Here is a 14,273-nt window from a genome sequence, read left to right on the forward strand (position 1 = left end):
ATAACGATTATGACTAATTTAAAATATTTTTAAAAATTGATGTATGAGTATTCCAGAAAAACTTCCAAGAAATAGTAGTGGTCTATCGGGAGAATACTTTGTAGCTGCTGAGTTGTATAGAAGAGGATTTAGTGTGGGTTTAACTATTGGTAATGCTAAAGCGATAGATATTCTCGCTGAGAAGAATGGTGTCGCTTATCAAATACAGGTAAAAACTATACGTAGTAAAAAATCTGGAGGTTGGCCATTAATGGAAAACCAAATAAAGGATAATGTGATTTATATTATGGTAAATCTCAATTTAGATCAACAACCTGATTATTATATTATGTTGCCAGCAGAAATAAGGAAATTCCATAAACAATATAATAGCAGAGGAATTGTAAATATGTTGCCTGTTCATAGAGATGGAAACTTTCATAACAATTGGAGTAAAATTAAATGAGAATAGTAATGAATCAATCACATAATTAAAATGAAAGGATTTAAGTTATTAGGAATACAAACAAAAGATAGAGTTGATGTAATAGAAGATCCTACATTAACAGATTATTTAAAGGTATTGAAAGAGAATACTTATTATCCTTTTTATTCTAGCTATCAGTTTCATAAAGAAACACAAACATTTACTTACGTACCAGAAAAGGACATTGATTTATATTCTATAACCAGAGAAAATACAGGAGAACCATTATATGTAAATATTTCTGCAATAGTAGGAGAAAATGGAGCTGGTAAAAGCACATTAATAGAACTATTGTTCTTAGCTATTCATAATTTAGCAGCAACATGTCAAATACTTAAAGATCCTGATGACCCATTGATTAGTTTACCTATTGAAAATGGGGTTAGATTAGATATTTTCTATTCAGTTAATGACAAAATTTACTGTATTAGGCTAAGTGATTTAGGTGTTACCTATGCTGTTCAAACTATAAAAGAAGACAACAGTTTTTCGAAATTCGGAGATTTTAAAGCCTTTGATGCGGCAACAAAAAAGGATTTAGAATTCTTTTTCTATTCAATAGCCATTAATTACTCTTTATATGGTTTAAATACGAATCATATAGGAGGTTGGATTAGAGCATTGTTTCATAAAAATGATGGGTATCAAACACCTTTAGTAATCAATCCTATGCGGGATGAAGGTAAAATAAATATTAATACTGAAGAATATTTAGCAAAGTCAAGATTGTTATCAAACTTACTGATAGAATCGAAATCAAACGATCATCTAAAACTAACCAATAAACAGATTGTTACTGCATTAACCTTTACGCTAGATAAAGATAAAATAGAAAATATCTATTATCATAAATGGGCAGATCCGCCTTATACGTACACTTTTGAGCGGTTATATTCAGATTATTCAAGTGAATCTGATGTATTAGATATTATTTATAATAAATTAATAGGAATAGATAGAGATACGACAGAAGTAAAGTTTAAAGAAGAGATTGAAAAGTATATTGTTAAAAAACTCTTTAAAATTGCAAGAACTTATGATAAGTACAAAGTGTATTTAACAGATAATTCAAAAAAACCAAGAGAACAACCTCGTTTTTATGCTTATGGAGAAAATAGTTTAGAAGAATATATTATAGCATTAAAACAAGACGACAGTCATATTACTTATAAGTTAAAACAAGCCATAAATTATATTAAAAATGATCCTTTAGCTGAAAATGATAAGTATACATGGCATACTGAGATTGACAGGTTTCATATCCCTATTAAAGAATTAGCAAAAAGAATAAATACACCAAAGCTTTGTGATATTATAAGCTTAATACCACCTTCTCTTTTTAAATTGGAAATACACCTTGAAGAAATAGATAATGACAGTAATAAATCACTCTTTAGTGGCCTGAGTTCTGGAGAACAACAACTGATTCATTCTGTACAATCTATTTTATATCATATAATTAATGTCGATTCTGTATTTGATAATGATAATCCAGAAGATATTAAATATCAATATCTTAATTTAATGTTAGATGAAATAGAGTTGTATTTTCATCCTGCGCACCAAAAAGACTTTATTCAGTATATACTAAACGGAATAAAATCATTACATGTTCCTAAAATTAAAGGAATTAACATGTTGTTTTCAACACATTCTCCTTTTATTTTATCAGACATTCCTTCCTCAAACATTTTGAAATTAAAAAAAGGAGAAGCGATAAGTAATGAGCAACTTACTTTTGGCGCAAACATTCACGATTTGTTAGCAAACGATTTCTTCTTAAAAGATGGGTTTATGGGGGTATTTGCTAAAGAAAAAATTGAAGAAGTGATTCTTTTTTTAAACTATTCAAAATTGAGAAAAGAATATTTAGAAATATTGAACCAAGAAAAAGAAGAAAGTCAAGCAGAAGAAAATTTACATATAAAGAAAAAGTTAAAAAGTCAATTACTAGATGTTATTTCTAAATATGAAAAAGAATTAGAACCTTTAGATTTTGAATATTATATAAATTTTAATGTTTGGGGAAAACGTAAGATATTTTACAAAAAAATAATTGATAGTATTGGAGAACCTATTATAAGGCACAAGTTAGAAGCAATGTATAAAAATCTTTTTTTAGTTCGTAAGGAAGAACAAGATAAAAGAGAGCTTATACGTTTAGCTAAGAAATTAGGTTATCAACTTAAAGAAAAACTATAATGTTGTATATAGATAGTACTTCAATTGAAGTTCAAGACGCACTAACGGCTCATTATGATTCAGTAAGATGTTTGATAAGAAAAAAAATTGGGCAGACAGTATGTAGTAATGTTTCATGTAAAATATGTTCAAGTAGAATAGAAGAAATTTCAAATATTCCAATTAGGTTAAAGAAGATTTTATCTGATGATGACTTTTTAGAAATTTTGATTTGTGGAAAGCCAGATGAACTAATAGAATTAGATAAGTTGATTTGGGAGAATTTATTGCCTTACTTTGCCTATGAAGACAGATTTAAAGTTTTAAAAAAGAAAAAAAAAGAAAGATTATCGGATGAATTAGAATTTATAGAACTCATAGACATCTATAAATCAATTATTAATAAAGTTTTTGCATACAAAACTTGGTTTACAGCAGCTTCTCCAAAGTCTCAATATAGTGCTTATCATTTAGCTAAAAAACTAAACAGAAGATCCTGTACTTATTGCAATAGAACATATACTAACACAATGGTAACCAAAAAGAAAGAAAAGCTAATGAGACCACAGTTTGATCATTGGTTTCCTCAATCTAAATATCCGTTATTGTCATTATCTTTTTATAATCTAATTCCAAGTTGTTACACATGTAATAGTTCTGCAAAAAGAGATATATTACTTAACTTAGATGAACATATTCATCCATATGTAGATGCTTCACAAATTGATGATGTTAAATTTGATTATTTCTATGAAACGAAATTATCAAGATATAATATCTTCATGTTTTATGATAAGAATAATAAAAAAGCATATAACACATTAAAGAAATTAAAAATTCATGAAATGTATAATGCACATCATGAAGAATTGAGTGATTTGATAAAAATAAAACAAGCATATTCGACAACATATATTGAAAAGATAAAAGAATTTTTTCCAAAAAATGATTTAACGGAACGTGAAGTTTATAGATTACTTTTTGGAACTGAATTAGAGAGTTCAGATTTTCACAAGCGTCCAATGAGTAAATTTAAATACGATATACTAAAAGAATTAGGAATAATAGATTAAATTTTAATCCATCATGCCAAAACCAAAAGGACAAAAAAACACCAAAAACAAAGCCAAGCATACCAAGCTCATGCAACGCAAACTCAACAAAGAGCGTGCTGAAAAAGAAGCGACAAAGGCGAGGCTAAAGGCTATTGTGCAAAAAGCCAAGGAAAGTAAAAATGTAAAAGATCAAATGTAAAATGTAAAAAATTAATTTGAACCTTGAACCTAATCCCTAGAAAAAACATGGAACTCATCGATATCCTAGATAAACACGGCAATCCAACTGATACATACTTGCCAAAAGATGAGGTACATCGTAAAGGACATTTTCACGGAACCGTACACGTTTGGCTATACACAAATAGCGGAGAAGTAGTATTACAACTCAGAGCTGCGGACAAACAAAACTTTCCCAATCTTTGGGATGTTTCTGTTGCTGGACATATGAGTCATGGAGAAACTCCTTTAGAAGCTGCACAACGTGAAGTACAGGAAGAACTTGGAATTACATTACCCGAAACTGCATTTCAACAAATCACACGATTATACATTGAATGCAAGCATGCAGAAGATTACTGGGATCGTGAATTCATCACTATTTTTGCTTGTGAAATTCCAGTAGATACAAACTTTAAATTACAAGAGGAAGAAGTCGCAGGAGCAAAGTATATACCACTACAAACTTTACAAAACGATTTACGAGATGCAGAAAGGTCTAAAAAGTATGTTCCTTTTAATGGTGCGTATGCTAAAGAGGTGTTTGAGAAACTTAGTAATTTGTTTAATTAGCGATTACGTTCATTTTTTTCTTGATAAAAAAACGAACCAAAAAAATCAAGCTGCCTATAGAAAATTGCTGCGCATCGTTCGCGTTTTGTATTGCATGCGTTGTGCTGCGCACCGCACTTCCATACAATACTCACTATTTTTGAAGACAGCGCCCTAACACCGGAAAATCAAGAGCGTAAGAACACCAAAGAATTATGTTCTTTTATTGTAGTGTATACGAAAGTAGTTTTTGAGAAACTTAGTAATTTGTTTAATTAGCGATTACGTTCATTTTTTTCTTGATAAAAGATACTGAATCAAGTTCAGCACAGGCTTCTCAAAAAAATCAAGCTGCCTATAGAAAATTGCTGCGAATCGTTCGCGTTTTGTATTGCATGCGTTGTGCTGCGCACCGCACTTCCATACAATACTCACTATTTTTGAAGACAGCGCCCTAATACCGAAAACCTGCCACATTGAACACAGTCGAAATGTAACACCAAGAGTGAAGTAATATCAAAGCATTTCTCGATGCAATTTTCTAGTGAAAATTACTCGAAATGACGCTTGTAGTTTTAAAAGAGAAAGTTTTTTACCCAATACCCAATACCCAAGACCTCAAAAAAAAGTTAAGAGTTAAAAAGTTATGAGTTATGAGTGAAGTATCTTAACCAAAACCCAAAACCCAAAACCTAACATCTAATCCCTTATACTACCCCAAAGCGTAGCGTGTCTAACAATCTAACGATCTGAAACATTCAACTCATAGGTTTCTAAATAAAAATAAGGAACAGCAGCTAAGAGATGATCAAAGATGTCACCCATTATATATTCGTAGTTTTTCCACACTTTATCCTTACTAAACGCATAAATTTCCAACGGAACACCTTGTGGCGTTTGTGCCAATTGACGACTCATGATCATCATATTTTCATTAATAGCAGGATGTCTCTCTAAATACTCTTCTATATACTTTCGGAAGACACCAATATTGGTCAGATTTCGCCCGTTGATCAATACTGACGTATCATTTACATTTTCTGTATTAAACTCCGTAATATCTTTTTGTCTATGATCTAAATAATCAGAGATCAATTCTATCTTCTTCAACTCTTCAATTTCTGTATCGCTGAGGTAATGAATACTATGTGCTTTTAAAATAATGGCTCGTTTTATACGACGTCCATCTGATTCATTCATTCCGCGCCAGTTTTTAAATGAGTCAGAAATCAAGGCATAGGTTGGGATAGTGGTAATGGTTTTATCAAAATTCTGAACTTTTACCGTAGCCAAGCTAATTTCTACAACATCTCCATCGGCTCCGTACTTTTCCATCGTAATCCAATCGCCAATACGAACCATATCGTTTACTGCAACCTGAATACTTGCAACAAAACCTAAAATAGTATCTCTGAAAATTAATAAGATAATAGCAGATAACGCTCCTAAAGTTGTCAAGAAAGCTACAATAGATTTTCCTGTAATCACAGAGAAAATAGAGATCAAACCAACGCTCCATACAAATATCATAAATACTTGTATATAGCTATGAATAGGTTTGTCTTTAAACGAATTCAACGTTTTAAGATAGTCTCTAAACGAGCGCAACACACTTCTAATCACAAGAATAATGAGTATAATCATATACACATCAATCGCCATGTGCACAATACTTTCTACGTCAGGAAATGCTTCTAACAAATACGGAACAACCCAAGCAATAAAAAAGATAGGAACTAAGTGTGCTAAATATTGAGGTGTTTTGTTTTTAATTAAATAATCATCAAAATAATTATTGGTACGTGGCGCAATACGATGTGCTAAGGCTGCTAGTAATCTTCGCGCAACATAATCTAGTACAAATGAAATAATTGCCACAATGATTCCACCAATGGCTATGTTTAAATACACAGCCGTTTCTTGTGGTACTCCCTGGTTAATTAAAAAGTCATATATATAATGGAATATATTCTCTGGATCCATGGTAAGAATGTTTGCTGCAAAGATAGTAGCATTAAATGAATTATAATTATTCAGATATAAAGAATACAAAAAGTCTAGGCATTTTTTATAATAAAATGCCTAGACCTTATTGATTAGCCAATCACAAAGTTTTATTTAATGCTCAATAGAGATCTCAAAATCTATATTAGAATTATCATCATTATCATAAAATCGTATATAAATATCTGTATTAGCAGCATTTATTGTGTAAGTCCCTGTTTCTGTATCGCTGTTAGAATTATCGCTTATAGCCACTGGAGAACCACCGCAGACAGTGAATAATTGAAAACCTGGATCTCCATTCATAGTTAGATTAATGGTGTAGGTTCCAGCTGTTGTAGTTCTAAAACGATACCACATACCACGTTTTCCATCTGATCCATAGCTAAGGATATTGTCAATATTCCAATTATCTCTATAATAATTAGTATTTAAATCTAATCTGTAGTTGTCAGAAGAACCAGTTGCAGAACAATTATCTCTTGGAGAATTAGTGGCATATACTTGTGGTAATCCGCCATTTTGTCCTTGTACTTGAATTGAAAAACTATCTGTCCAACTACCTTGATCTGAAATTATTTGCATTGTAAATACAACCGTTTTTGTTGGGCAAGATGGAGATACTTGAAAATCAAAATCTCCTCCATTCCATTCAAAATCTCCTGCGGGCATATCATCATAAATCCTATCATTGTCTGAGATAGTTATATCTGGGTCATTGGTGTCTATGATAACTTCAATATTTGTTGCAGTAGCATTACCTATATTTTGTAACTCTATATCAAAATCAATATCCTCTCCAGCTTCTACAATGTCATTAAAATTATCATCACTTGTAATATTATAATCATTGTAAACTAGATTGGGTTGTCCTGTATTAGTATTGATACCATTTCCATTAATAGCGATTGTATTATTACCTGCATCGGCATTATGATTTACGGTAACTGTTCCGCTGTATGATTGTGCATTTGTTGGTTGGAAAGTAACAGTTACTTGTTGTGGATTATTAGGGTTTATCGTGCCAGAATTAAAATTAGCACTGTAAGCACTGCTTGGAAAATTGATACTTGAAACTGTAAAACTTTGATTTCCTGTGTTATTGATAGAAAACGTTTTTGTATCGGATTGTCCAACTTCTACATCCCCAAAATTTAGATTACCAGTAATTGAAATGTTTGAGGAGTTACTCGTATTCATAAAGCCAGTACCAGTCACTTGAATTGTACTATTAGTACTGTTGGCATTATCTGCCGTATTGTCAACTGTAATAATTCCTGTATAAGTTTGTTCTTGGGCTGGCGTAAATTGAAGTTGTACAGTAATTGTACTATTTGGTTGAACGACAGCACTACTACCAGCTATACTAAAAGCCGTATTTGATGATGTAATATCAATTATATTAAAGCTTTCATTTCCAGTGTTTTCAATGGCAAGTGATCTTGTTTCTGATTGTCCGATTTCTACATTTCCAAAGTTTATATCTCCTGATAGTTGTATGTTAGAAGTGCCTACCGAGTTCGTTGCATCTTCTGTCCAATAAGCTCTAAATACGGTACTATTTGAAAATAATGTTCCATCAGAAAACAAATCATAATGTATCCAACAATATCCATTATTTCCCCAATCTTCTCCCCAAGAGTTTATAAGTTTGAAAGCATTTTTTGTATCATCATATCCCACTAATGTCATGGCATGATATCCTATATTTGAGCTATTAATAACTCCATTGTATGTGTATTCATAATTAATATTTAATTTATTTTGAAATTCATCATCAATTTTAACCCCAATAACAACTGGAATATCATTAGATAAATAATATTTAATGTTTGTAACACTACTGTTATTAATATCTATTCTGTAATAGTTTTCAATTTTGTTAGCAGAAGCGCTTTGGTTTTGTGAAAAACTTGGCTGTGTATTACAATCATTCACATTGTATGGCATTTCTTGTAATGAGCATACACCTTTATCTTTTAATAAATCAAGCGCATTGACGAAGTATGAACCACCGATACACGTACTTTCTTTTATTTGATTATATATGTAAGCAGGACTCATTAACTTAGAATTATCATTATATGAATATCCATTTTCTATTTTTTCATGATAACTTTTTAAATAATATCCTGTACTCCAAGCGACACAAGAACCTTGACTACCTTGATTCCCAACTGGTGGCATTAAGTCTGAAAAATCATAACTAGACGGTAAATTATTTGTACTTGCTAGAGGAACTTCTTGTGAAGGCGTACTCATAAAAGCTTCACTTGATATTGGAATATATCCAGTATTAATAGTATTTTTTTGTAACTCAATAGTCTTAGTATTATTTGTCACATTCCCATCATAATACTTTTCCTGAAACGCTTGTTTAAAAGCAATCTGCGCAGTTACTTCTGTAGAATCCGTATTGTATGTAATTGTTTTTTGAATTTCATTTTCTAAAGCATTTCCAAAGTTGAAAGTGAAAGCATTGTCTACTTTTTGAGCTAAATCGTCTTGATCTAACCAAAAAATAAGATTTTCTGATGCAGTTACCGAAATATCAGTATTGATAACTTCAACATCATCAGTAGTTTCATCTTCTGTACAACCGATATATAGGAAGATAAATAAAAATGAGTATACGTAGATTTTTTTCATTGTATAAATTTTTAGAGGTTAATTATTTTCTTTTTTAAGAAGTAAAACATTTGCTAATTTGTTTACATTTCTAATCATTGATAACATGAGTAGAATTAGTGTAACTACTAAAACACTACCTATAGCAGAACAAACAGACCAAAAACTATATACACGCCAAAAAACTTTGGTTTGTACTTTGTTATTGTATTCAACTTGTGCATTTTTTACATCTGCTAGGTATTGATTTTCAATAGCGTTAATACTTTGTTGATAGTTGTTATCAATGGTTCTAATTTGTGCTATACGTTGTGCATTTTTACTTCTGTAGACTTCATAAAAATATTGTAAGGCTACTGCTTCTTGACCTTTGGAGAATTTTGGAAGCATCTGTATGAAGTTTTGAGTTGTTTCTTTAAAAGTCTTTAAATTAGTATCGTAATAGTTGAGATATTCACTTTTCAATACTTTGGCAGCAGACACTCTATCTTCAATCGTAAACTTTGAAAGAATCTCAGTTTCAAACGAAATCATACCGATTCCATCTTTTGGATTTTTTTTGATGAAGTAAGACTCATTATCAAATACTTGTGCTAAATTTTCAAGGAACAATGGAAGTAAACCAGTCAATTTTTCTATACCGTTTACTGTTTCTGTTTTATTTTTATTGTAGAAAGTCAGTAACTTTTCCAGAATTAACTCTCGATCCGTCGCATTAATTTTAGACAAACATTCATTGTATGCTTTTAAGAGCTGATACTTTTCTTTGTAACTTTTAAAACTCATAGCATCTGTCCTAGAAATAATACGTTCTTTTAGTCCTTGACTTGTAATAACCCATTTACGGTATTTCTCATTCTTTGTTACGTCATATTTTCGCTTTCCTTGCGGATATGTATAGTATCCTTTTGGATTCCACAAATCGCGATACTCTTTTATAGGAAGGAGTAATTTTAAATTGGCTATTTCATTATTAAAATTATTAAGGCTTACTGTATCAATATCTTTTTTAACGACATAGGCTTTCTGATTGGTAGGCGTATTTGCAATTTTAGTTTGTTCGTCAAGAATTTTTTTAATCTCTTTTTTTTCTTTTGGCAACCTTTGTAAAACTTCATTCGTAGTAACATCCACTTGTATCGGATAACTCTGTTTTATTGGTGGAGATGTTTTTATTACGACCTTTTTACTACTTGGAATAAAACTCCATCCAATCATAATAATGCCACCAATTAGTCCTAAAAACAAAACGGTAATAACAATATGCCAAATAGAGCGTGTAAAGCCATAATAATAGTTGTTTTCTAAGTTTGTTAATTTGTTCCCCATGATGTAAATTTTATTTTTTATTCTCTTTATATGCCTTCTTAAAGTTTTTTCTAAAAAAACGCTTTAGTTTAAATGATTTGAAAGCACTCTCTATTGCTGCGCCCTCAGATTTTGCATAGGTATTGGTAACCTTATTAAATAGGGCATTTACAACTTTGTCTGACTTGTTAATTTTTTCAGTTCTATTGTATAATTCTTCTTGTTGACGATTTGTTAAGTACAATTGAAAAGCGATATAGAAGTGATATCCTTTTTCTCTTATGATTGGTGAGTTTTTATCAAGACGATTCTCTTTACGTTCGTGAAGTGTTTCTTTTTTTGACAGTACGAGATTTTGTAGAGAAATAAACTTATCAATCAATTGATATGGTTCATTAGATACCGAAGTAATAGGTTCAAAATAGTTATTGAAAAGATATTTTAGTGTGTACTTTACTCTTTCAGCATTCGTGTCTGCTGAAAAAGTAGCATCCATAGCTACAATTATAATCTCATCTGTAAATTTATTTCTGTAAGCAAACGTATTTGCTTCATTAATTCTATGTGCTAATAAGTGTACCTTCTCAAAGGTTTTACTTGTTGTAATTTCTCCTTGATCATAACTATCAAATATTTGATTAAGACTTTGATTGTTATAATAAATCCAGACACCATCTTTTTTGTCATTTATGTAATTACCTTGCCATTCTTTTTTACCATTTACATATGCTATTTCTGAGTCTTTATAACCGTTTAATGTATACGTATGCCAAATACTATCTTTAATTTTATTAGTTAAATATGACGTTGAAGTAAGTAGCTCATTATCATTAAAAATGCTTATTTTTTCAGTTTCAAATCCTTTAATGAATTCAGAATGCGACGAAAGTTTGTTGTTTTTATACTTTTTTGAGGATACTAGTTTTCCTTCAACATAGGTTTGTTCAGAGATAAAATAACCTTGTTCATTTTTGGTAATTTGTTCCCCGTGAAATTTCTCATTTTTATAACTTCTTTGTTTAAAGATTTCAATATCACTTGTGTCAAAAAATGTTTGATGTATTATTAGCTTGGAAGAAGTAGGATTATATTTTTTAATACTTTTTAAATTCCCTGATGCATAATAAGAATTCGTAGTGACATGTACCCCGTTTTTATATGTACTCTCTAATCTTTTTACACCTTCTTGATCATATTTTATCTTAGATTGAGAAACTCCATTAAGATAGCTTTCTTCTGTATTTTTTTGAGCATTTTCATACCAAGTACTAAAAACTCCATGACGTATTCCTTGTGAATTATAATTTTTTTCATGTTTTGAATTTCCGCCTTTATAAAATAATTCATCTTTAATTATAAAACCATTTTCATATGTTTTGATATGTTTTATAATGCCAGATTCAAAATAAAATTTATGGGTACCAATACCTTGTCCTTTTTCATAATTTCCTTCACTTTTTAACTGCCCATTTATATACCAATAATTACTTAAGCCATGGCGTACACCATCAATATATTGACATTTTGAAATACATTTATTTGCAGTAAGTGCTTCTTCTTTATATTCGTATAAATTTCCAGAAAAAGGACTTCCATTGTAATATATAATATCACCTTTTACGATTATTTCATCTAAAAAAGCATCATTTTGGGCAGTAATACGTGCCGCAACTAACAATAAAATAAATAGTATTATTTTCTTCATATAGTAATATTGATTCCACCTTTCAATATTATCAATGATTACACCTTTATTCAATACGTAAATTCCCGTATTTAAAAATTCATTTTTCTTACTTTAATTTTTTTAAATTACATTCGTAATGTAAAATTATCATATGCAGAACAACTATAAGTATTTATTTTTATGGGTTTTAGTTGTGTTTCAATTACAGGTATTGGAAGCAATTACTACAAACGTAAATACTGAACTTGATTCATTATTATTAAAAGCAAAGGAATTAGAAGCGGATAAAAAATACAATGCAGCAGTTTCTATATATCAAGAAGCATTACAATTAGCTTCAAATTTAAACCTTGATGAAGACACCAGTTATATTTATAATAAAATAGGCGCTATTTATTATAGAAAGAAAGAATACAATAGCGCAAAAAAATATTTCGTGCAAAGTATTCAAAACGATTCTATTTCAGAATATGCAGCAGATGCAAACTTTAATCTGGCATTAATGTATCGGAAAGAGAAAGACAGTGTTTTAAAATTTCTAAATCGCTCTGTATTGATTTATGAAGACGAAGCAGAATCCTACAAAAAGTTTAGAACATTTTCTAAAGCTGGAATTTTATATAAGAATTGTAATGAGTACGCTAAGGCTATGAAGTACTTAATACAAGCGTATATAGGTTTTTCTCAATTAAATAAGTTAAAAGATAAAGCAGGTGTTTGTAGAACAATCGCAACTATTCAGCGAACTTTAGGGAGATTAGATATAGCACAAACATATTACACAGAAGCATTACGATTATGGACGAAAGTTGGAGATTTTAAAAAAGTTTCTGACGGACATAATAGTTTAGGAAACATATACAAAGAACAATCAAAATCTGACTCCGCGATTTTTCATTACAAAAAAGCAATAGCATTGCGAACTAATTTAGGAATAAAAATACATTTAGGTAGAGTAGTACACAACTTAGGAACAATGTATTATATCGCTAATGATATTCAATTAGCAAAACAAACGTACACAAACGCTTTAAAGCAAAAAAAGGAAACGGAAGATGTAACGTCTTATCCAGTTACTTATAATGAGTTAGCTTTGATTGCTTTAAAAGAAAAACAATATACAGACGCTGCTACATATTTAGCTGCTGCAGAAGAGTATTTAAAAATAAGTCCTAACAAATTGAACGAACTTAGATTCAATGAAATAAAAGGAAATTACTATGAAAGTATTGGTAAATACCACGAAGCGTTACTATATCAAAAAAAATATCAAAAATTACTTAAAGAAGGATTTCAAAAGGATCAAATAAAAATTATCCAAGGTTATCAAGAACAATTACAAGTATATCAAAAAGATCAGAAAATTGAAAATTTGATACAAAATACATCTTCTATGGAAGAACATATTGAAGCACAAGAAGCCTCTATTCTGTATAGAAATATCTTATTAATAATTCTGGCAATTTTACTGATTATAAGTTTGGGAATATATTTTTATTATAGGCAACAGCAAAAAATAACTGTACAACAACAAGAATTAGAAAAACTAGCAGCTACATATCAAGGACAGGAAAGTATAAAAGAAAGTATTAGTAAAGACTTACATGATATTATTACCACAAGTTATGATGGTATTCGATTAAAAATATTAGCTCTTTCTCAAGCTAAAGAATATGATAAAATTAGTACTTCAATTATAAATGAGATTAAAGATGTAAATCAACAAATACGACTTATTTCACATCGATTATCTCCTTTACATAGTAAAATACAAGAAGCTACACTTACAGAAATCATAGTATCACAACTTTCTGAATTTCAATATTACAGAAAAATATTTGTACACCTACAATTACCATTGCCAACTTTATTAGATGAGATGAAGTTAGTTGATCAGACTAATTTTTATGGAATTTTTCTAGAAGCCATGCACAATATTGAAAAACATTCACAAGCTACAGAAGTCAAAATCTCACATAGAGTTACGAATAAAAAAATGCTAGAATTTGATATTGCAGATAATGGAATAGGGTTTAGCAATACAACAACAAATGGTATTGGAATTACAAATATGAAACAACGTATAAGTTTACTAAATGGAATATTAAAAATTATACACACTGACAAAGGAACAACAGTTCAAATTTCATTACAGCTTATAAAACAATAGTCT

10 protein-coding genes are annotated in these 14,273 nt (G+C 30.1%); 6 read left to right on the forward strand and 4 right to left on the reverse strand.

Annotation, left to right across the window (positions count from 1 at the left end; all coding sequences use genetic code 11):
- The first annotated feature begins 43 nt into the window (after nt 1-43).
- From ACUUYC_RS17880 to ACUUYC_RS17900, 5 genes are read left to right on the forward strand one after another with little or no spacing between them, the layout of a single operon-like run.
- The gene (locus ACUUYC_RS17880) at nt 44-445 is read left to right on the forward strand and encodes a hypothetical protein (protein ID WP_474268042.1); all 402 of its coding nucleotides are present in this window, start codon (nt 44-46) and stop codon (nt 443-445) included.
- Nucleotides 446-475: 30 nt separating this feature from the next.
- Nucleotides 476-2,668 (forward strand): AAA family ATPase, encoded by a 2,193-nt coding sequence (locus ACUUYC_RS17885; protein ID WP_474268043.1) that lies wholly within the window; start codon nt 476-478, stop codon nt 2,666-2,668.
- Nucleotides 2,668-3,720, forward strand: a complete 1,053-nt coding sequence (locus tag ACUUYC_RS17890; RefSeq protein ID WP_474268044.1) for a hypothetical protein — start codon at nt 2,668-2,670, stop codon at nt 3,718-3,720. Before ACUUYC_RS17885 ends, ACUUYC_RS17890 begins: the two co-directional genes overlap by 1 nt.
- Before the next feature lie 13 nt (nt 3,721-3,733).
- Nucleotides 3,734-3,901, forward strand: a complete 168-nt coding sequence (locus ACUUYC_RS17895; RefSeq protein WP_474268045.1) for a hypothetical protein — start codon at nt 3,734-3,736, stop codon at nt 3,899-3,901.
- A 47-nt stretch (nt 3,902-3,948) separates the two neighbouring features.
- A complete protein-coding gene (locus ACUUYC_RS17900; RefSeq protein WP_474268046.1) occupies nt 3,949-4,494 on the forward strand; it encodes an NUDIX hydrolase in 546 nt (181 codons plus the stop codon).
- Between the two features lie 720 nt (nt 4,495-5,214).
- On the opposite strand, the gene ACUUYC_RS17905 is transcribed toward ACUUYC_RS17900, so the two are convergent.
- From ACUUYC_RS17905 to ACUUYC_RS17920, 4 genes are all read right to left on the reverse strand, one after another.
- Complete coding sequence (locus ACUUYC_RS17905; RefSeq protein ID WP_474268047.1) at nt 5,215-6,456, reverse strand: mechanosensitive ion channel domain-containing protein; 1,242 nt, start codon at nt 6,454-6,456, stop codon at nt 5,215-5,217.
- 135 nt (nt 6,457-6,591) lie between these two features.
- Nucleotides 6,592-9,126: a choice-of-anchor D domain-containing protein gene (locus tag ACUUYC_RS17910; RefSeq protein ID WP_474268048.1), complete on the reverse strand. Its 2,535-nt coding sequence runs from the start codon at nt 9,124-9,126 to the stop codon at nt 6,592-6,594.
- 18 nt (nt 9,127-9,144) lie between these two features.
- Nucleotides 9,145-10,434 (reverse strand): hypothetical protein, encoded by a 1,290-nt coding sequence (locus ACUUYC_RS17915; protein ID WP_474268049.1) that lies wholly within the window; start codon nt 10,432-10,434, stop codon nt 9,145-9,147.
- Between the two features lie 10 nt (nt 10,435-10,444).
- Nucleotides 10,445-12,118, reverse strand: a complete 1,674-nt coding sequence (locus ACUUYC_RS17920) for a toxin-antitoxin system YwqK family antitoxin (RefSeq protein ID WP_474268050.1) — start codon at nt 12,116-12,118, stop codon at nt 10,445-10,447.
- A gap of 133 nt (nt 12,119-12,251) precedes the next feature.
- Between ACUUYC_RS17920 and ACUUYC_RS17925 the strand changes: the two genes are divergently transcribed.
- Nucleotides 12,252-14,270 (forward strand): tetratricopeptide repeat-containing sensor histidine kinase, encoded by a 2,019-nt coding sequence (locus ACUUYC_RS17925; protein ID WP_474268051.1) that lies wholly within the window; start codon nt 12,252-12,254, stop codon nt 14,268-14,270.
- The last annotated feature ends 3 nt before the right edge of the window (nt 14,271-14,273 follow it).

The sequence above is a fragment of the Kordia sp. E genome, from assembly GCF_056033805.1.

Bases quoted from the DNA above. Each gene is read 5' to 3' on its own strand.
- ACUUYC_RS17920 (WP_474268050.1), bottom strand. From the start codon at position 12,118: ATGAAGAAAATAATACTATTTATTTTATTGTTAGTTGCGGCACGTATT.
- ACUUYC_RS17900 (WP_474268046.1), top strand. From the start codon at position 3,949: ATGGAACTCATCGATATCCTAGATAAACACGGCAATCCAACTGATACA.
- ACUUYC_RS17910 (WP_474268048.1), bottom strand. From the start codon at position 9,126: ATGAAAAAAATCTACGTATACTCATTTTTATTTATCTTCCTATATATC.
- ACUUYC_RS17925 (WP_474268051.1), top strand. From the start codon at position 12,252: ATGCAGAACAACTATAAGTATTTATTTTTATGGGTTTTAGTTGTGTTT.
- ACUUYC_RS17880 (WP_474268042.1), top strand. From the start codon at position 44: ATGAGTATTCCAGAAAAACTTCCAAGAAATAGTAGTGGTCTATCGGGA.
- ACUUYC_RS17905 (WP_474268047.1), bottom strand. From the start codon at position 6,456: ATGGATCCAGAGAATATATTCCATTATATATATGACTTTTTAATTAAC.
- ACUUYC_RS17885 (WP_474268043.1), top strand. From the start codon at position 476: ATGAAAGGATTTAAGTTATTAGGAATACAAACAAAAGATAGAGTTGAT.
- ACUUYC_RS17915 (WP_474268049.1), bottom strand. From the start codon at position 10,434: ATGGGGAACAAATTAACAAACTTAGAAAACAACTATTATTATGGCTTT.
- ACUUYC_RS17890 (WP_474268044.1), top strand. From the start codon at position 2,668: ATGTTGTATATAGATAGTACTTCAATTGAAGTTCAAGACGCACTAACG.
- ACUUYC_RS17895 (WP_474268045.1), top strand. From the start codon at position 3,734: ATGCCAAAACCAAAAGGACAAAAAAACACCAAAAACAAAGCCAAGCAT.